Below are 18428 nucleotides of genomic sequence, written 5' to 3' on the forward strand. Positions count from 1 at the left end.
GAAAGCTCAACCGCAAAGGAAAGGGCAAGGCCAGCCACGATGGATCCCCGCCGTCGAATCCCCCGGACCGACGATCTGCTCCGGCTTCCGGCGGTCGTGGCGGCGAGGGACGTGTTGTCAGCGCCGGTGATTCGTTCCCACATCCAGGCCGTCCAGGAGGCAGCCCGCTCCGGTGACGTCGCCCCGGAGGATGTGGCCGAGGAACTTGCTACCCGGCTGCACCAGGCTCAGGCGATCTCGCTCACTCCGGTGATTAACGCCACCGGTGTCATCATCCACACCAACATCGGTCGCGCGCCGCTGTCCCATGCCGCCACCGCGGCGCTCACCAGGGCGGCCGGCTATGTCGACGTGGAGATGGACTTGGCCACGGGGTTGCGTTCTGGCGATCGTGGCGCCGGGGCCATCCGTGCGCTCCTGGCTGCCTGCCCCGGCGCGGAGGACGCGCTCGTGGTCAACAATGGGGCCGCGGCCCTGCTCCTCGCGACGACGGCGCTGGCCGAAGGTGGCGAAGTGATCATCAGCCGCGGCGAGCTCATCGAGATCGGGGCGGGTTTCCGTTTGCCAGAGCTCATCGAGACCACGGACGTTAACCTCCGCGAGGTGGGCGCAACCAATCGCACCCACGTGGCGGATTACGTCCGCGCGATCACTCCCCGCACTCGTGCGTTGCTCAAGGTGCATCCGTCGAACTTCCGCATGGAGGGGTTCACCGCTGAGGCCACGGTCACCGAGCTTCGCGCCGTGGCGGACGAGCACAGCCTTCCGCTCATCGTTGACCTTGGCTCCGGCCTGCTCACCCATGATCCCGCGCTGCCGGAGGAACCGGATGTGGCGACCCAGCTCGCCGAGGGCGCGGACGTCGTCATCGCGTCCGGCGATAAGCTCCTCGGCGGGCCACAGGCGGGCATTCTTTTGGGTACCGCGGCGGTCATGGCGCGGCTGAAGAAGCATCCCTTGGCGCGGGCGCTGCGCATTGATAAGTTGCGGCTCGCGGCGCTCGAGGCCACGGTTAATGCTCGGGAAACTCCGGTGCACCAGGCCCTTCACCTGGACCCCGACACTCTTCGCGCGCGGACGACGTCCCTGGCCGGTGAGGTCGGCGGCACGGTCGTCGAGCATGATGGCCGCGTCGGCGGGGGAGGGGCACCCGGATTTCCGCTGCCCGGTTGGGCCGTCGAGCTGCCCGCTGAGCTAGCCCAGCGGCTCCGCACGGGCGATCCGGTCGTTCTGCCCCGGGTGCACCAGGGCGTGTGCCTCATCGACCTGCGTTGCGTGCCCGCCACCCTTGATCGCGAGGTCGCGGCGGCGATCCGGCGCGCGCAGGGAGCGGGATAAGGTGTTTGTTGTCGCCACCGCTGGTCACGTCGATCACGGCAAGTCCACCCTGGTCAAAGCCCTCACCGGCATGGAGCCGGACCGGTGGGAGGAAGAAAAGCGCCGCGGCCTCACCATCGACTTGGGCTTCGTGTGGACTCACCTCGCTGAGGGCACGGACGTCGCGTTCGTCGATGTCCCCGGCCACGAGCGCTACCTCGGCAACATGCTCGCGGGCCTGGGCCCTACCCCGGTGGTGTGCTTCGTCGTCGCTGCCGACGAGGGCTGGCAGGCCCAGTCGACGGACCATCGCGATGCGGTCCGCGCGCTTGGCATCCGCCACGGCGTCATCGCGCTCACCCGCGCGGATCGGGCGGACGAGGCCCGCCGCGCGCAGGTAGTAGCCCAGGTAAGGCACGAATTCGCCGATACTTTGCTTGCCGACGCCCCCGTGGTCACCGTCTCTGCCCGCACCGGCGAGGGCCTGGACACCCTCCGCGCCACCCTCGCTCAGGTCCTTGACGCCGCGCCCACTCCGGATCCGACGGCGCGGGTGCGGATGTGGATTGATCGCGCTTTTAGCCTCAAAGGCACGGGCACGGTCGTCACCGGCACGCTTGCCGGGGGGACGGTGGCGGAGGGCGACAAGCTCGCCTTACACAGCGCGGCGGGCACCCGCGAGGTCGCCATCCGTGGATTGCACAGCCGCAACCAGTCCCTCGCAGAGGTCGGGCCGGTCAACCGCATCGCCGTTAACCTGCGCGGTGAGTCAAGCGAGGACATCCACCGCGGCGATGTCCTACTTACCTCGGGCGCGTGGCCGATCGTGGACACGGTGGACATTCGCCGGGCTTCGGGCCACACCTTCGCCGAGGCCCCGTCGGAGGTAGTTGTCCACATCGGTACGGCGGCGGTGACTGCCACGCTCAGGCCCTTCGACGCCGCCCATGCCCGCCTGGTCCTGCAACGTAGGCTGCCGCTCATCATCGGCGATCGCCTCGTCCTGCGTCGCCCCGGGGACCGAGCGGTATTCGCAGGTGGGCAGGTCCTCGACGTGGACCCGCCGACCTTAGAGCGTCGGGGTGACGGGCGTCGCCGCGCCCGTGCTCTTAGCTCCACGGACGAGCGGGGAGACGCCCTCGCCGAGATTGCCCGCCGCGGGGCGATCCGCCGATCGGAGCTCGCGCAGATGGGCCTGACGGTGGGGGACAAGCCCCCGCAGGGAGCCATTGCTCTGCGCGATTGGTGGATTCACGTCCGCCACTTGGGCGCCTGGCGCGATGAGCTCATCCGGGCCGTCCAGAAGCACTCTGACGACCATCCCCTCTCGGCGGGGCTGACCCGCGGGGCGGCACTGGGCATTCTCGACCTCCCGGATGATTCGCTCCTGGGGCTCGTCGTGGCGTCCGCCAAGCTGGAACAGTCCGAGGGAGTGATTAAGAAACCAGGTGCCGCGCCAGACCTGGGGGTGGCGGAGCAACCGCTTGTCCAGCTGGAGACCACGTTGCGGCGGGACCCTTTCCACGCCCCCGACGCCGACGAGCTTCGTGCCCTGAGCTTGGGAAGCAAAGAGCTGGCCGCAGCGGAGCGGGCCGGGAGGATCCTGCGTCTGGGTGAGGGGATCATTCTCCTGCCCACCGCGCCTGCCCGGGCGACAGAGCTGCTCAGCGAGCTGGAACAACCGTTTAGCACCTCGCAGGCGCGCCGTGCACTGGCCACGACGCGCCGAGTCGCCATCCCCCTGCTGGAATACCTCGACCGCACCGGTGTGACAGTGCGTTTGGACGGGGGCCACCGGCGGATCCGCTAGAGCTCCTCGACATTGATGGCCCGAAACATCACGGTTCGTGGGCCAGCGGGCACCGGCTCGGCGAGCTCATCGCCGTCCATCGTGATCGCCCAGACCCCAGGGGCCAGGACCTCCACCTGCTCCGGCTCGACCTCCACCACCGGCAAGGGGGGAAGCGTCAAGGGTCGGCCGGGGCCCGCATCCACCACCGAATAACCGTGGTGGGAGAACACCCGGACGCCGACGGGCTCCTCGTGCCCGTAGGCACGCACCCGCCAGGGGGCGTCCGGGGTGGGGATGACGCGGTCGTCGATAAGCAATGCTTCATCGGACACCACCACCCCAAGGTAGTGACCATCGGGCAGGTCCGCGGGCAGCGGATGGAGCTCGCCCTGGGGGACGAGGACGGCGCCGGGGGGAAGGTTGTTGAGGGGGACCGCCGTGCCGGGCTCGGGCAGTTCCACCGCCACGGCGAGGCGACCCGCCGCCCGGTCAATGCTCACCCGCGCGCGCGTGAGCGGCATGAGACCCGCATCCACGACGCGCTCGATCTCCGGGTAGTCCGCGCGGACCTGCGCCGACAGGGAGCCGATGATGCCGAACTCCCACCGAATCCGCCACCCCCCGTCCCCCAAATTGGGAACCAAGGTGACGTCAATCGGAGCCCCCAGTGGCCCAATGAGCTCTGCCGAACGCAGCTGGGAGAAGAGAATCGCCTGGTTGACGCGGTCCACGGTCAGTGAACGCGGCGGCGTGCCCGTCGGAGGCAGCGCGAGGGGATAGCTGGGGACAACCATGTATTCAGCCTAGTAAATCCGCCCTAGCCCACGTACTCCTTGAGGTAGCGCCCCGTCAGCGTCGCGGCGTCGGCGACCATCTCGGCCGGGGTACCGGCGAAGGCGATCGTGCCGCCATCGGAACCCGCGCCGGGCCCGACGTCGATGACGTGGTCGGCGTGCGCCACCACGGCCAGGTGGTGTTCGATGCACACGACGGTCTTGCCCGCCTCGACCATGCGGTCAAGCAATGCCAATAGCGTATCGACGTCCGCGAGGTGCAGGCCCGTCGTCGGTTCATCAAGGATGAACACATTGGCCTTCTCGCCCAGGTGGCTGGCCAGCTTGAGGCGTTGGCGCTCACCGCCGGACAGCGTGGTCAGGGGCTGGCCCAGAGTGAGGTACCCCAATCCGACGTCGACGAGGCGGGCACAGATCTTGGCAGCCGCCGGAACTTTGGCGTCGGTGGAGGCGAAGAAGGCCGCGGCCTCGGCGGCGGGCATCTGCAGGACCTCGGCGATGTTCTTGCCGCCGAAGAGATAGTGCAGCACGGCGTCATCGAAACGCCGTCCCTCGCACACCTCGCAGGGCAGGTCCACCCCGGACATGATGCCGAGGTCGACGTAGACCACTCCGGCGCCCTTGCAGTTCGGGCAGGCACCCTCGGAGTTGGGGGAGAACAACGCGGGCTTGACCCCGTGGGCTTTGGCGAAGGCCTTGCGGATGGGCTCCAGCGCCCCCGTGTACGTGGCCGGATTGGAGCGGCGGGATCCGCGGATGGGGGACTGGTCGACGATGACCATGTCTTCTCGCGCGGGTAGCGACCCCACCAGGGACGACTTGCCGGACCCCGCGACGCCCGTGATGGCAGTGAGCACTCCGAGCGGGATATCGACATCGACGTCGCGAAGGTTATTGCGCGACGCTCCACGGATCTCGATCGCGCCGCTGCCCGCCCGCACGGTGTCTTTGAGCTGCGCCCGATCGTCGAGGTGCTGGCCGGTGATCGTGCCCGCCTCCCGCAGTCCCTCCAGCGGACCCTGGTATTGGAGGAGGCCACCGGCGGAACCCGCGCCGGGACCGAGATCGATGACGTGATCGGCAATAGCAATGGTCTCCGGCTTGTGCTCGACGACGAGCACGGTATTGCCCTTGTCCCGCAGCTCGAGCAGGAGCTTGTTCATCCGCTCGATGTCGTGGGGGTGCAGGCCCGCCGTGGGCTCATCAAAGACATAGGTGATGTCCGTCAGCGCCGAACCGAGGTGTCGGATCATTTTCGTGCGCTGCGCCTCGCCACCGGATAAGGTTCCGGCCGGTCGATCGAGGGTGAGGTAGCCCAGGCCGATCTCGACGAAGCTGCGCAGGGTGTCCTGGATGGCGGTGATGAGCGGGGCGACGGAAGGATTTTCCACCTGCTCCATCCACTCGGCGAGGTCGCGGATTTCCATGGCGCAGAGCTCGGCGATGTTCTTGCCCAGGATGCGTGATTCCAGGGCGTGCTGGGCGAGCCTCGTGCCACCGCAGGCAGGACACGCGATGAAGGTGACCGCCCGGTCGACGAACTCGCCGATGGCCTTCTGCATCGAGTCACGATCTTTAGACAGGATCGACTTCTTCACGCGGACGACCAGGCCCTCGTAGGTGTAGTTGAAGCCGTTGAACTTGATCTTCTGTGATTCCTCGTCGAGCAGTGCGTGGCGCTGCGCCTCGGTGAACTCCGCGATCGGGATGTCCGCCGGGTAGAGGCCGGACTCGGCGAAGGTCTTCCACACCCAGGAACCGACCTTGTACCCGGGGACCAGGAGGGCGCCGTCATTGAGGGACAAGGAGACGTCGATAAGCTGGGTTAAGTCGATGTCGGAGACTCGACCCATGCCCTCACACGTGGGGCACTGGCCGCCGGTGCGCTTGAAGTCGACGCGTTCCTTCTTGCCATCGCCCACCGCGATCGCGCCCGAGGCGGAGACCGAGGGCACATTGAAGGAGTACGCGCCGGGGCCGCCCGCCGACGGCTCGGCAATCCGGGAGAAGAGGATGCGCAACATCGCCGTGGCATCGGTAGCGGTGCCGACGGTGGACCTCGAATTCGCGCCCATCGGCTCCTGGTCAACGATGATGGCGGTGGTAATGCCCTCCAAATGATCGACATCCGGGCGGGCAAGAGTGGGCATGAAACCCTGGACAAACGTGGAATAAGTCTCGTTGATCAGGCGCTGCGACTCCGCCGCGATGGTGCCAAACACCAGGGAAGACTTTCCGGAACCGGACACGCCCGTAAAGACCGTGAGCCGGCGCTTCGGAATGTCGACGTCGATGCCGCGGAGATTGTTTTCGTGGGCGCCGAGGACGCGAATGACATTAGGGGACAAGATGAGTCCATTCCTCGGTACCGAACTTCTCGCTCACGAGCTTCTCCGCCGCTTCCAGGTCAGCGTGTGACAACTCCGCGCGCTGCGCCCCGTAACGAGCCATGAACTCATTGATCATCGTCTCAATGATCTCCTCGCGCGGCGAGCCCGTCTGCCGCCGCAACGGATCCACCCGCTTCTTCGCCGACCGCAGCCCCTTGGACGCGAGCTTGACCTTGCCGATGCGCAAGACCTCCATCATCTTGTCCGCGTCAATGTCATAGCTCATCGTTGCGTGATGCAACACGACGTCCTTGCGGCGCTTCTGGGCCGCGCCGCCAATCTTGCCGCCATCGGAAGTGATGTCGTTGATCGGCTCATACCAGGCGTTGACCCCCTGCTTCTTCAGCGCGGCGAGCACCCACTGGTCCAGGTACTCGTACGAAGACTCATAGGACAGTCCCGCAACCATCGACTCTGGCACATACAGCGAATAGGTGATGCAGTTGCCACCCTCCATGAACATGGCGCCGCCCCCAGAGATCCGCCGCACGACGGTAATGCCATGCTTCTCGACGCCCTCCGGGTCCACCTCATTGACATAAGACTGGTAGGAGCCAATCACCGTGGCCTTGTCCTCCCACTCCCAAAAACGCAGCGTCGGGCCCCGCGTGCCCTCAGCGAGCTGGTTGAGCAAGACCTCGTCGAGCGCCACATTGACCGGCGTCGGCAGCGGACCCGGGTGGATGACCTCCCACGTGTGATCGGTGAAATCCGTGCCGCCACTGATGGCGCGCTTGACGGCCACCGCGACGTCGTGGGTGCCAAAACCATGCAGGGCAAGGTCGTCGAACGTGGACAGGGCGGTGTCGATCCGCCCCTGCAGCTGCTCGGTGGTTTCGCTGGTGTGCGCACCCACCAGCGAGGGGGCGATCGCCCCGTACGCCTCGTCCGGCTCGAGGAAAAAGTCGCCGGAAATCTTTGCGGCGCTAATGCGGTTGTCTTCTACATCCACGTCCGCGACGACGAGCTTGCCGCCGGGGACTTTAATCTCAAAATGCTGCGTCATACTTGCACAGAGTACGCAAAGAGTTTAAGGTGCAATGCTAATGAAAACGAATGCAAACAACTTCGATTTTTCCACTCTCATCGTGGTCAACGGCGCCGAGGACGCCCCCGTCTGCGGACCGGAGGGATGCACGCCAACCGGCGACGACGACGCGGTAAAGTAATCCTCCATGTATGACCTGAGCACGGTGCTCTTCGCCCTCGGGCTGACCGTCTTCGCCGGCCTCTCCACATGCATCGGCGGAGCCATCGCTGTGCTCCGCAAAAACCCCGGCGACCGATTCATGGCCGGTTCCCTCGGCTTCTCCGCCGGCGTCATGCTCTACGTCTCCTTCATGGAGATCCTGCCCAAAGGCTTCGCCGAACTCACCGACGCCTGGGGCGAGGGCTGGGGCCAATGGGGTGCCGTCGGAGCCTTCTTCTTCGGCATCGCCGTCATCGCGATCATCGACCGCCTCGTCCCCGAACCCATCAACCCCCACGAACGCGGCATCGGAGCCGACCCGGTTCTCGACGCCCGCCGCAGACGCCTCATGAAAATGGGCGCCTTCACCGCCGTGGCCATCGCCATCCACAACTTCCCCGAAGGCTTCGCCACCTTTATCGCCGGACTCGAAGACCCCGAAGTAGCCATCGCCGTGGCCGTAGCAATCGCGATCCACAACATTCCCGAGGGCGTGGCCGTCGCCGTCCCCATCCGCGAGGCCACCGGCTCACGCGCCAAGGCCTTTACCTGGTCCTTGCTCTCCGGACTGGCCGAACCCGCCGGAGCACTCATCGGCTTCCTCCTCTTCATGCCCCTGCTCGGCCCCGTCGCCCTGGGCATCGCCTTCGCCGCAGTCGCCGGAGTCATGGTCTTCATCTGCCTCGACGAGCTCCTGCCCACCGCGCAGGCCACCGGCCGCCACCACACCGCGGTCTATGGCCTCATCCTCGGCATGGCGGTCATGGCGCTGTCGCTGTTGATGCTCACCTGATGTACAAGATGTTGAATGCTGCCGCAGTTCCGGCCTGCTACCGGGCTGTGGACTGAACATCGAGTTCCAGATCCTTTCTCCGAATACGTCACCCTCACTGAGTTGGCGAAACCCGCACTTCCTAACAACTTGGCAGGTTGGGAAGGGGGATTGAGCCCGGAGTTGTTAGCGAAAGCGGGTTTTGGCGTGCTCGTGAGGTCCCCTGCCCCTGCCTCCCGTGATGTCACCCTGGTTGAGAGGACTCGTTTCGACAGGGTGAGGGGTACATGAATTCTCTAGAATGCGTATCTCGATTCTCTGCGACCTGCGGAAACTTGAAACAGCGCGATGCATTCTAGAGAATTTGTGTAGGCCCACCGATCACACCGCCCGTTCCGGCCCTGTGAGATTCGAGGGCAGCAAAAAACCCCGCTCCACCAGAATGAGGTGGAACGGGGCTTTGCTTGAGCGACTTGCGCTTCGCACGACGTCGCCCGTGGTCCAACAATTCGTCCGCACCCCCAGCGCCGGCGAAAGGAGTCCTTTCTAGGTGGTGAATTCACGCTTTGTGGGCGGGAGCGTGCGACGGCGGGAAGTGCATCGCCAAGCGGTGGGCCGCCCACGCCACCACGACCAGGAGGGGCAAGATCCACCAGGGCGCCCAGGTGAGTTCCCAGGCGATGAATGCGGCGAAGTAGGGTGCGCGTTGCACCACTGCCAGTACTCCGGCGGCTCCGACCAAGGCACAGGCAGCGACCAAGGGGGTGTCCATTCCGCAGGCGACGCCGACGAATCCACCCAGGGCCGCACCGATTGCCATGGCGGGGGTGAGGGTGCCGCCCACTGCCCCCGAGCTGAGGGATAGCCCCGTGAGCAGTGGTTTGATCAGAAGAAGTGCGGCGAAGAGCCACAGGGGGGAATCGGCTGTGAAGGCGGTCTGGAGGATCACTTCGCCGTTGCCGGTGACGTCGGGGATGAGGTGGGAGACTCCGATGACAATGCCGGTGGCTGCGGCGACGGTTAGGGGCAGCCAGCGGGGATCGAAGGTGGCGAAGCGTTGAGCACGGGCGATCAGCCAGAGGAAGCCGGAACCTAGAATCGCGGCCAGGGGGATGGCGAGGAGCGCCCAGGCCACGATGGACCAGGAGAAGTCCACGTTCGGGAATTGGTAGATCGGTCGTCGCCCCAGCAGGAGCCAGGAGACAATGGTGGCGAGGGCAGTGGTGGTGGTTGCGATGATGAGTAGCCGCCAGCTTCGCCGAACGGGCAGGATCTCGAGGGTGAAGAGCAGGCCCGCCAGGGGAACGTTGTAGACGGCCGCTAGCCCGGCACCGGCGGAGGCGGCCACCACGATTCCACGCTGTTCGGGGGAGAGGCGCACCCACCCGGCGATGGTGGACGTGAGCGCCGCCGCGCCTTGGCGCGGCGCTTGTTCTTTGCCCAGGGACAGGCCGGAGGCGACGGCGAGGATTTGAAGGAGGGCGTCGATAAGCGAACGGCCGAGGGGGAGGGGAGAGCCGGTGTGGAGGGAATCTTCGATGTGGCGGACGGGGCCGGAACGGCGCAGCCACCACCAGCCGAGGCCCGCGAGGAAACCCCCGGCGAGGGCCCACCACCAGCCGTGAAAGGACTGGATGAGGTGGACTAGCCACGTCATTGCCGCGCCGATGATCCCGGCGGCGATGCCACCTGTGACGACAGCGACGGCGAGGCGCACGCTACTCGTGGTGGACGGAGTCGACGGCTTTGCGGCCGGTGAGCTTTTTCACGCCCATGACGATGCCAGTGACGATGAGGCCCCAGATGAGGCCGACGATGAGGGAGAAGAAGGTGTTGACGAGCCAGCCGAGGAACCCGCCGCCGGCCGCGACCTCCAGGCCGTGGATGAAGTCATATGGCCAGGTGAAGCCGAATTCTTCGAGTCCGACGACGATGATGTGCCCGCCAACCCAGAGCATGGCGAAGGTACCGATGAACCCGATCGTGGACAGCACCTTGGGCATCGCGGCGACGAGGCCGCGACCGAAGGCGGCGCCCTTGCCGCGCTCGACCATCCGCAGACCGATGTCGTCCATCTTCACCAGGACGGCCACCGCGCCGTAGACCAGGGCGGTGATGCCGATTCCGACGACGATGAGGACGGCGGCGCGGAAGAGCATCGGCTGGTCGGCGACCTCGTTGAGGGAGATGACCATGATCTCCGCGGAGAGGATGAGGTCGGTCATGATGGCGCCCTTGACCAGCTTGTCCTCGGCCTCCTTGGAGTTGACTTGTTCCCGCACGGGGGTTTTGTCCTCGTGGGAGTCGTGGGGGAGGACCATGTGGAGGATCTTCTCGGCGCCCTCGAAGCAGAGGTACGTGCCGCCGATCATGAGGATGGGGGTGAGGGCCCACGGCGCGATCCAACTGAGCAGCAGCGCGATGGGGAGGATGATGATGAGCTTGTTTACCAGTGAGCCCTTGGTGATCCGCCAGATCATGGGCAATTCGCGGGCCGGGGTGACTCCGGTAACGAAGCGGGGGGTGACGGCGGCGTCATCGACGACCACGCCGGCGGCCTTGACGGACGTCTTTCCGGCTGCGGCCGCGACGTCATCGAGGCTGGCGGCGGCGCTGCGGGCGATGAGGGCGACGTCGTCAAGCAAAGCTAGTAGTCCACCGGCCATGTTGGAACCTTTCGTCAATACAAGAGAACAAATAAATCCTACAATGGGGTGCCATGAGAATCGCGATCCTAGGAACAGGAGCCATCGGCGGTTGGTTCGGCGGCCGCCTCGTCGAAGCGGGGCATGACGTCGTGTTCGTCGCCCGGGGCGAAACCTTGGCGGTGCTGCAGGACCGGGGACTTGTGCTTAACGACGCCGCTCCTATCCCCGTCCGTGCCTACGGCACGCTCGCGGAGGTGCCCCGGGACGTCGACGTCGTTTTATTGGCGGTGAAGGTCACCGCCGAGACCGACTTGGCCGCCCTATTGGATGGGCTGCCGCCTAGCGCTGCGGTGGCGCTGACGCAAAACTCCGTCGAGGTGCCGTGGTTGGTTGCGAACGTCGTGGGCAAGGAGCGGACCTGGCCAGGGGTGGTCCGCGCCTACTTCCACCACATCGGCCCCGCGCAGGTGGAGTATCACGGCGGGCCGATGACCTACTCATTTAGCCCGTGGGATGGCTCGGCGGACGAGCGGAGCGAGCCCTTCGCCGCGGCCCTGCGAGAAGCTGGCGTGGAGGCAAGCGTCATCGACGACATCTTCAGCGATGTCTGGCTCAAGGCCATGCTCGTGACCAGCACCGGTGCCCTGGGTGCCCTGACCGATCAGCCGATGGCCCAATTGCGCGGCCGCTACCGCGGATCACTAGAAGCCCTCATGCGCGAGACCTATGAAACAGCGCTGGCCAACGGCATTGACATGCCCGCCACGGCTGTCGAGGACACCCTCGCCTTCGCCGACCGGATGCCTGCGGAGGCCACCAGCTCCATGCAACGTGACCTGCGCGATGGTCGGCCCAACGAGCTCGACGCCCAGGTCGGCGCTATCTGCCGAATGGGCGAGCTGCACGGGGTGGACACCCGGCTCCATGATTTGATGCTGGAGGTGCTGGGGTAGCGTGAGCCTATGACTGCCTCCGCGACTGCCCGCATAAGAAGTGCCAGGCCGGGACGTCTTGCCAAAGCCCTCACGGCCCGCTTCGCCAGCTCCGCCCGTACTGAGTGGGACAGCGAGGCCGAACGAGGCAGCCTCATCTTCGCCTCGGACAACGTCGGGGAGGTCGACATGATCGTCGGCGACGGCGTTTTGCTGCTGCATATCGAATCTTCCCCCGAGCACCGGGACCAGCTAGAGGCCATCGTTGGCACCGGGGTCGTGGACCTGGGCGGGGAAGAAAACCTCGTTGTCCAGTGGAAGCATCCCGGCGGTGGGGACGGCTCCCGCTGGGTAGCCAGTGGGTAGCTAGCTCGGCCTCATGTAGGCGAGGTAAGGTTGCCTGCGCACGAAAAAAACCACCACGGGTACCCGGTGAAAATCCGGGCTGAGATGCCTACCAAAGGCGAACCGTCGAACCTGATCCGGTTAGTACCGGCGCTAGGGAGAAAATACTGTGAGTACTTCACGCGCGCGCTCATCATGGCGCGTCATTGACATCATCATTGCTTCCGTCCTCGGTGTGGCCTGCGGCCTCATCTTCTGGGTCTGGAACTCCATTGGCTATGCCTGGTTCACCGCCATGGACGCGCTCACTCCCGGCTTCGGTGGCATCGCCGTGGGCGTGTGGCTGCTCGGCGGCGTCATTGGTGGCCTGGTCATCCGCAAGCCGGGCGCCGCATTGTTCGTTGAGGTGGTAGCCGCGACGGTCTCGGCTCTCTTGGGCAATCAATGGGGCATTGAAACGATTTACTCTGGCATCGCCCAAGGTCTGGGCGCGGAGCTCATTTTCGCCGCATTCCGCTACCGCCGTTTCACCCTCCCTGTCGCTATGCTCGCTGGCGCCGCTGCAGGCGTGGGCGCCTTCATCCTGGAGCTGTTCACCAGCGCGAACCTGGCCAAGTCACTGGCGTTCAACTCGATTTACCTCACCTGCGTGGTCATCTCGGGTGCTATCCTCGCCGGTTTCTTGGGCCATTGGCTGGTCAAGGCTCTTGCCTCGACGGGCGCGCTTGACCGTTTCGCGGCTGGGCGGAAACGGGTCTGATGCCGGCAACGGGGCCGGCCACTGGGTCGGCCATTGTCGAGGCCCGCGACCTCGGCTGGCGGCACGCCTCCCGCCGGGACCCCGCGCTTCAGGGCGTGAGCCTGCGCGTTGAATGCGGCGAGAAGATTCTGCTCACCGGCAATTCTGGGGCCGGGAAGTCAACACTCTTGTCGGCTCTGGCGGGCATCCTCGGCGATGAAGAAGACGGCGAATCAATGGGTTCGCTGAGCATCAATGGCACGGTGGGCATGGTGCTGCAAGACCCGGATTCGCAGGTCATCGCTTCGCGCATCGGGGACGATGTCGCCTTCGGGTGCGAGAATCTTCGCGTTCCCCGGGAAGAGATCTGGCCGCGGGTTCGTCGTGCCCTGGACCTGGTGGGTTTGGATTTTCCCCTCGATCACCCCACCCGCTATCTTTCCGGCGGGCAGAAGCAGCGCCTCGCGCTGGCCGGGGTCATCGCGATGGAGGCCGAGCTGATCCTCCTGGATGAGCCGACCGCGAACCTCGACCCGGAGGGTCAGCGGGAAGTGGTGGCGGCGGTGAAAAAAGTCGTCGCGGAGACGGGCGCCAGCCTCATCGTGGTGGAACATCGGCCGCATCTGTGGGCGCCGATGGTCGACCGCTACGTGCACCTGGATGCGGAGGGCCTGCGCGAGATCACCTCCTCCGAGTTGCCTTCGCTTCCGATGCTTCCGGCCGCCCCGCCGGTCCCTGACTCCACCGCCGCGCTGGTCGAGGCCCGCGATCTTCAGCCCTATTGGGGTCCACCGCGCACGCTTGAGCTGCCGGAAGGGTGCTCCACCGTCATCACCGGGCCGAATGGGGCCGGTAAGTCGACTGTGGCGTTGACGCTGGCTGGTCTCGTCGCCCCGGTGAAGGGGGAGTTGCGCTACGCCGAGGCACTGCGCCAGGGACTGAATACCCCGCCGCACAAGTGGTCGTCGCGGGACTTGGCCACGCGGGTGGGTTATGTCTTTCAAGACCCGGAACACCAGTTTGTCGCGCGGACGGTGGCCGAGGAGATGGCGGTGTCGGGTGGATCGCAGGACCGCATCGATGATCTCCTGCAGCGCTTGCGGCTGGCCCACCTGGCGCAGGCCAATCCCTTCACGCTCTCCGGTGGGGAGAAGCGCCGGCTGTCCGTGGCAACGGCGCTGGTGGCTACCCCGCGCTTGCTCATTCTCGATGAGCCGACCTTCGGTCAGGACCCCACCACTTTTGTCGAGCTCGTCGGCCTGGTCCGCGAGCTCACGGACCAGGGAGTGACGGTCGCGTCCATCACCCACGATGAGCTGTTTCTCCACGCCCTCGGCGATCACGAGGTGCGCATCCGATGAACGTGCTCCAGGGCATCAATCCGGTCACGCGCGTCATCGGTCTCATGGTGTTGACCACCCCGCTGCTGCTCTCGGTGGATATCGTGTCCGCGGCCGTCGCCCTGGCCTTCACCGTCCTTGTCGCGCCCGCGTGTGGGGTGAGCTGGGCCCGACTCATCCGCCGGGGTTGGCCGATCTTCCTCGCCGCCCCGCTGGCCGCGATTCCAATGGCCCTTTACGGGCGGCCGGAAGGGGAGACTCATGTTCAGTTCCTCCTCATCCACGTCACCGATAATTCCCTGTCCTTGGCGGCGGCTATCTTCGTCCGCGTGCTCGCCGTCGGCCTGCCGGTCATCGTGCTCTCGGCTGACGTCGATCCCACTGACTTTGGTGATGGCCTCGCCCAGGTCCTGCGCTTGCCCGAACGGTTCGTGCTGGGCGCCGTGGCCGCCGCCCGCCTGGCCTCGCTGTTTCGCGATGATCTCACCTCGATGCGCCGGGCGCGCCGGGCCCGCGGCATTGCTGATCAGGGGCGCGTTCGCTATCTGCTCACCCTCGCCTTCGGCCTATTGGTCCTGTCCTTGCGGCGCGGCTCGAAGCTCGCGACGGCGATGGAGGCCCGTGGGTTCGGCCGCGTCGCCGAGCACGGTCGCACATGGGCCCGCGAGTCCCGCTTGCACGCCCGCGATTGGGTGGTCATGGCGGTGTGCCTGCTCGTCTCCGTCGCCGCAATTGGCATTGCGGTGGTCACCGGATACTTCCGCTTCCTGGGCGTGGCCTGATGCTGACAGTGCTTATCGACGGTCCCTCGGGGTCCGGCAAGTCCACCTACGCCGAGGCCCTCGGGCGTCATTGGGGCCTGCCGGTGGTCCATCTCGATAGCTTCTATCCCGGGTGGTCGGGACTCGCGGCTGGCGCCGCGATGGTGGGGGAGGACGTCCTCCATCCTCTCCGCCCCGGCTATCGCCGATGGGATTGGGTGGACAACCGGCCCGCGGGGTGGGTGGACCTTGACCCACACGCCTCGATGATCGTGGAAGGGGTGGGTGCGGTGACGCGGGCGTCGATAAGCAAGGCGACGCAGCGCGGCGACGTGTTGACTGTGCGAGTCTGTGCTCCCGCTGCCCTGCGCCGCAGGCGCGCTTTGAATCGCGATCCGAGCTTTGAACCATGGTGGGATATGTGGGCCGCGCAGGAGCGCGAACACTTTACCGGAGCCGGAAACGTGCCCGTTCATCTCCGAATTGAGATGGGCGGGGGTGAATAGGGGTAAGCGGACCTCTCCGGCAGGTAAACATCGGATGTCTGATTTGTGCTGGTCGCATGGCAGTCATAGGGAAAGCTGCCGGGAGTCAGTGACATTCCTGGGTGGGTATCATTCTTAATGAGGTCGGTCACAGTTTATGCTGGGAGGACATCATCACACCTACCTGGAGGTCCACAGTATGACTCTCAGTAAGAAGGCGCTCAGCGTTCTGGCGGCCAGCACCTTGGCCATGGGCTTGGTTGCCTGCTCGAGCGATTCCGGTTCCGGCGGGGGATCCGGCTCCACCGGCGGTGACAACTACGTTGTCGCCAACGGCACCGAGCCCCAGAATCCGCTCATCCCCTCGAATACCAACGAGGTCGGTGGCGGCCGCATCGTTGACCTCATCTACTCCGGCCTCGTCTACTACGACGCGGAAGGCGAGATCCACAACGAGGTGGCTGAGTCCATCGAGCCCGAGGGCGACAAGACCTTCCGTGTCACCCTCAAGGACGGCTGGACCTTCGCGGACGGCACTGAGATCACCGCCAACCACTTCGTGGACTCCTGGAACTACGCGGTGGCGAACTCCCACCTCTCCGAGTACTTCTTCGAGCCGATCCTCGGCTACGCCGAAGGCGCTCAGTCCATGGAGGGTCTGAAGGTCATCGACGACAAGACCTTCACCATCGAGCTCAACCAGCCCGAGGCCGACTTCCCGCAGCGCCTGGGCTACTCCGCCTTCTACCCGCTGCCCGACGAGGCCCGCGAAGACGAGGCTGCCTTCGGTGAGAACCCGAACGGCAACGGCCCGTACAAGCTGGCAACCTGGAACCACAACCAGGACGCCACCCTCGTCCCCAACGAGAACTACACCGGGGAGCGCAAGCCGCAGAACGACGGCATCAAGTTCGACTTCTACGCCCAGCAGGACGCCGCCTACAACGACCTCCTCGCCGGAAACCTCGACGTGCTGGACGCCGTTCCGGACACCGCTTTCTCCACCTTCGAGTCCGAGCTCGGTGACCGTGCCGTGAACCAGCCGTCCGCTGTCTTCCAGTCCTTCACCATCCCGGAGCGCCTCGAGCACTGGAGCGGTGACGAGGGCAAGCTGCGCCGCGAAGCCATCTCCCACGCCATCAACCGCGAAGAGATCACCGCGACCATCTTCCAGGGCACCCGCACCCCGGCCTCTGACTTCACCTCCCCGGTTCTGCCGAACTACAACGGCGACATCCCGGGCAACGATGTCCTGGACTACGACCCGGAGAAGGCCAAGGATCTGTGGGCACAGGCTGACGCCATCGCCCCCTTCACCGGCGAGTTCACCCTCTCCTACAACGCGGACGGCGGCCACCAGGCCTGGGTCGACGCCACGGTCAACTCCATCCGCAACACCCTCGGCATCGAGGCCATCGGCAACCCGTACCCGGACTTCAAGTCCCTGCGCGATGACGTGACCAGCCGCACCATCCAGGGTGCCTTCCGTACCGGCTGGCAGGCCGACTACCCGTCCCTGGGTAACTTCCTCGGCCCGCTGTACGGCACCGGTGCCGGCTCCAACGATGGTGACTACTCCAACCCGGCCTTCGACGCCAAGCTCGCCGAGGCTGCAGGCTCTGACTCCCCGGAGGCAGCGGCCACGGTGTACAACGAGGCGCAGGAGATCCTGTTCCAGGACCTGCCCGTGATCCCGCTGTGGTACTCCAACGTGACCGGTGGCTCCAGCCAGAACGTCGACAACGTCGTCTTCTCCTGGAAGTCGGTCCCGGTGTACTACAACATCACCAAGAAGTAGTTCGCGAAATCACTGTCGGAACAATCTGATCTGTGAACGCTGCAGTACTGGTCCTTACCCCGCGTGAAAGCTCGACTCACGCGGGGTTCGGCCGTTGCATCAATGCAGCACACACCAGGTCTAGTTAAGGAATAGTTATGTTGCGCTACATCGGGCGACGACTGCTCCAGATGATCCCCGTGTTCTTCGGAGCCACGCTACTCATCTACGCACTCGTCTTCCTCATGCCCGGCGACCCGGTTGAAGCCCTCGGCGGCGACCGCGGATTGACCGAGGCGGCTCGCGCCCGCATCGAGGCGGAGTACAACCTGGATAAACCCTTCATCATCCAGTACCTGCTCTACATCAAGGGCATATTCACCCTGGACTTCGGAACCACCTTCTCCGGACAGCCAGTGTCTAGCGTCATGGCGAACGCCTTCCCTGTCACCATCAAATTGGCAGCGATGGCCATCGTCTTCGAAGCAGTCTTCGGCATCATCTTCGGCGTTATCGCCGGTGTCCGCCGCGGCGGCATCTTCGACTCCACCGTGTTGGTCATGTCGCTCATCGTCATCGCTGTTCCTTCCTTCGTCATCGGCTTTGTGTTGCAGTTCGTCGTCGGCGTGAAGTGGGGAATACTCCCCGTGACCGTGGGTTCAAGAGAATCGTTTACGTCGTTGCTCATGCCAGCCCTCGTGCTCGGTGCTGTATCATTCGCCTACGTGCTGCGGCTGACCCGCCAGTCGGTGTCCGAGAACTTGCGCGCTGACTACGTCCGCACCGCCCGGGCCAAGGGCCTGTCTAACGGCAAGGTCATGAGCCGCCACGTGCTGCGTAACTCGCTCATTCCCGTGGCCACCTTCCTCGGTGCTGACCTTGGTGCCCTCATGGGCGGCGCCATCGTCACCGAAGGTATCTTCGCCATTAACGGTGTCGGCGGCACGATCTACCAGGCCATCATTAAGGGTGAGCCCACCACGGTCGTGTCATTTACTACCGTGCTTGTCATCGTGTACATCATCGCCAACCTCATCGTTGACCTGATCTACGCCGTTCTCGACCCGAGGATTCGATATGCCTGACATCAACCGCAACGTATCCAACCCGGCCGGCGAAGATGACATCCTGGCGGGCAACACCCTGC

At 65.3% G+C, this 18428-nt stretch carries 17 protein-coding genes; 12 read left to right on the plus strand and 5 right to left on the minus strand.

The window, feature by feature from the left end; translation table 11 throughout:
* Window positions 1-39 precede the first annotated feature (39 nt).
* Both selA and selB read left to right on the plus strand, forming a co-directional pair.
* Window positions 40-1338, plus strand: coding sequence for an L-seryl-tRNA(Sec) selenium transferase (selA, locus tag CTEST_RS04605; protein WP_047252746.1), 1299 nt, complete (start codon window positions 40-42; stop codon window positions 1336-1338).
* A 1-nt stretch (window position 1339) separates the two neighbouring features.
* Window positions 1340-3127: a selenocysteine-specific translation elongation factor gene (selB, locus tag CTEST_RS04610; RefSeq protein WP_047252747.1), complete on the plus strand. Its 1788-nt coding sequence runs from the start codon at window positions 1340-1342 to the stop codon at window positions 3125-3127.
* Here the strand turns inward: selB and CTEST_RS13040 are convergent.
* From CTEST_RS13040 to CTEST_RS04625, 3 genes are read right to left on the minus strand one after another with little or no spacing between them, the layout of a single operon-like run.
* Window positions 3124-3903 (minus strand): hypothetical protein, encoded by a 780-nt coding sequence (locus CTEST_RS13040; protein ID WP_052844301.1) that lies wholly within the window; start codon window positions 3901-3903, stop codon window positions 3124-3126. The genes selB and CTEST_RS13040 overlap by 4 nt on opposite strands.
* 23 nt (window positions 3904-3926) lie before the next feature.
* The gene (locus CTEST_RS04620) at window positions 3927-6251 is read right to left on the minus strand and encodes an ATP-binding cassette domain-containing protein (RefSeq protein WP_047252748.1); all 2325 of its coding nucleotides are present in this window, start codon (window positions 6249-6251) and stop codon (window positions 3927-3929) included.
* Window positions 6241-7299, minus strand: coding sequence for a lipoate--protein ligase family protein (locus CTEST_RS04625; RefSeq protein WP_047252749.1), 1059 nt, complete (start codon window positions 7297-7299; stop codon window positions 6241-6243). The genes CTEST_RS04620 and CTEST_RS04625 overlap by 11 nt, the downstream gene beginning before the upstream one ends.
* Window positions 7300-7339: 40 nt before the next feature.
* Between CTEST_RS04625 and CTEST_RS13910 the strand changes: the two genes are divergently transcribed.
* Both CTEST_RS13910 and zupT read left to right on the plus strand, forming a co-directional pair.
* Window positions 7340-7462, plus strand: a complete 123-nt coding sequence (locus CTEST_RS13910; protein ID WP_260452575.1) for a hypothetical protein — start codon at window positions 7340-7342, stop codon at window positions 7460-7462.
* 6 nt (window positions 7463-7468) lie between these two features.
* Entirely contained in the window at window positions 7469-8275 is an 807-nt protein-coding gene (gene zupT / locus CTEST_RS04630) for a zinc transporter ZupT (protein WP_047252750.1), read from the plus strand.
* Window positions 8276-8813: 538 nt separating this feature from the next.
* On the opposite strand, the gene CTEST_RS04635 is transcribed toward zupT, so the two are convergent.
* Both CTEST_RS04635 and CTEST_RS04640 read right to left on the minus strand, forming a co-directional pair.
* Window positions 8814-9971 carry a chloride channel protein gene (locus CTEST_RS04635; RefSeq protein ID WP_047252751.1) on the minus strand — a complete coding sequence of 386 codons (1158 nt, stop codon included), beginning with the start codon at window positions 9969-9971 and terminating at the stop codon, window positions 8814-8816.
* 1 nt (window position 9972) lies between these two features.
* A complete protein-coding gene (locus CTEST_RS04640) occupies window positions 9973-10920 on the minus strand; it encodes a DUF808 domain-containing protein (protein WP_047252752.1) in 948 nt (315 codons plus the stop codon).
* 53 nt (window positions 10921-10973) lie between these two features.
* Here CTEST_RS04640 and CTEST_RS04645 point away from each other — a divergent pair, with 53 nt between their 5' ends.
* From CTEST_RS04645 to CTEST_RS04680, 8 genes are all read left to right on the plus strand, one after another.
* Window positions 10974-11855, plus strand: coding sequence for a 2-dehydropantoate 2-reductase (locus CTEST_RS04645; RefSeq protein ID WP_047252753.1), 882 nt, complete (start codon window positions 10974-10976; stop codon window positions 11853-11855).
* 9 nt (window positions 11856-11864) lie between these two features.
* Entirely contained in the window at window positions 11865-12200 is a 336-nt protein-coding gene (locus tag CTEST_RS04650) for a DUF2218 domain-containing protein (RefSeq protein ID WP_047252754.1), read from the plus strand.
* A 148-nt stretch (window positions 12201-12348) separates the two neighbouring features.
* Complete coding sequence (locus tag CTEST_RS04655; protein WP_047252755.1) at window positions 12349-12939, plus strand: ECF transporter S component; 591 nt, start codon at window positions 12349-12351, stop codon at window positions 12937-12939.
* Window positions 12939-14279 (plus strand): ABC transporter ATP-binding protein, encoded by a 1341-nt coding sequence (locus tag CTEST_RS04660; protein ID WP_047252756.1) that lies wholly within the window; start codon window positions 12939-12941, stop codon window positions 14277-14279. Before CTEST_RS04655 ends, CTEST_RS04660 begins: the two co-directional genes overlap by 1 nt.
* Complete coding sequence (locus CTEST_RS04665; RefSeq protein WP_047252757.1) at window positions 14276-15040, plus strand: energy-coupling factor transporter transmembrane component T family protein; 765 nt, start codon at window positions 14276-14278, stop codon at window positions 15038-15040. The genes CTEST_RS04660 and CTEST_RS04665 overlap by 4 nt, the downstream gene beginning before the upstream one ends.
* Window positions 15040-15525, plus strand: a complete 486-nt coding sequence (locus CTEST_RS04670; RefSeq protein ID WP_047252758.1) for a nucleoside/nucleotide kinase family protein — start codon at window positions 15040-15042, stop codon at window positions 15523-15525. Before CTEST_RS04665 ends, CTEST_RS04670 begins: the two co-directional genes overlap by 1 nt.
* Before the next feature lie 178 nt (window positions 15526-15703).
* Window positions 15704-17302, plus strand: a complete 1599-nt coding sequence (locus CTEST_RS04675) for a peptide ABC transporter substrate-binding protein (protein ID WP_047254223.1) — start codon at window positions 15704-15706, stop codon at window positions 17300-17302.
* A gap of 137 nt (window positions 17303-17439) precedes the next feature.
* A complete protein-coding gene (locus CTEST_RS04680; protein WP_047252759.1) occupies window positions 17440-18366 on the plus strand; it encodes an ABC transporter permease in 927 nt (308 codons plus the stop codon).
* Window positions 18367-18428: the final 62 nt, after the last annotated feature.

It is taken from the genome of Corynebacterium testudinoris, assembly GCF_001021045.1.
Taxonomy (GTDB): Bacteria; Actinomycetota; Actinomycetes; order Mycobacteriales; family Mycobacteriaceae; genus Corynebacterium; species Corynebacterium testudinoris.

Excerpts from the sequence above, each read along its gene's own strand:
- CTEST_RS13040 (WP_052844301.1), bottom strand. The coding sequence starts at position 3,903 with ATGGTTGTCCCCAGCTATCCCCTCGCGCTGCCTCCGACGGGCACGCCG.
- selA (WP_047252746.1), top strand. The coding sequence starts at position 40 with ATGGATCCCCGCCGTCGAATCCCCCGGACCGACGATCTGCTCCGGCTT.
- CTEST_RS04675 (WP_047254223.1), top strand. The coding sequence starts at position 15,704 with ATGACTCTCAGTAAGAAGGCGCTCAGCGTTCTGGCGGCCAGCACCTTG.
- CTEST_RS04660 (WP_047252756.1), top strand. The coding sequence starts at position 12,939 with ATGCCGGCAACGGGGCCGGCCACTGGGTCGGCCATTGTCGAGGCCCGC.
- CTEST_RS04640 (WP_047252752.1), bottom strand. The coding sequence starts at position 10,920 with ATGGCCGGTGGACTACTAGCTTTGCTTGACGACGTCGCCCTCATCGCC.
- CTEST_RS04670 (WP_047252758.1), top strand. The coding sequence starts at position 15,040 with ATGCTGACAGTGCTTATCGACGGTCCCTCGGGGTCCGGCAAGTCCACC.
- CTEST_RS04645 (WP_047252753.1), top strand. The coding sequence starts at position 10,974 with ATGAGAATCGCGATCCTAGGAACAGGAGCCATCGGCGGTTGGTTCGGC.
- CTEST_RS04665 (WP_047252757.1), top strand. The coding sequence starts at position 14,276 with ATGAACGTGCTCCAGGGCATCAATCCGGTCACGCGCGTCATCGGTCTC.
- zupT (WP_047252750.1), top strand. The coding sequence starts at position 7,469 with ATGTATGACCTGAGCACGGTGCTCTTCGCCCTCGGGCTGACCGTCTTC.
- CTEST_RS04680 (WP_047252759.1), top strand. The coding sequence starts at position 17,440 with ATGTTGCGCTACATCGGGCGACGACTGCTCCAGATGATCCCCGTGTTC.
- CTEST_RS04625 (WP_047252749.1), bottom strand. The coding sequence starts at position 7,299 with ATGACGCAGCATTTTGAGATTAAAGTCCCCGGCGGCAAGCTCGTCGTC.
- CTEST_RS04650 (WP_047252754.1), top strand. The coding sequence starts at position 11,865 with ATGACTGCCTCCGCGACTGCCCGCATAAGAAGTGCCAGGCCGGGACGT.
- CTEST_RS13910 (WP_260452575.1), top strand. The coding sequence starts at position 7,340 with ATGAAAACGAATGCAAACAACTTCGATTTTTCCACTCTCATCGTGGTC.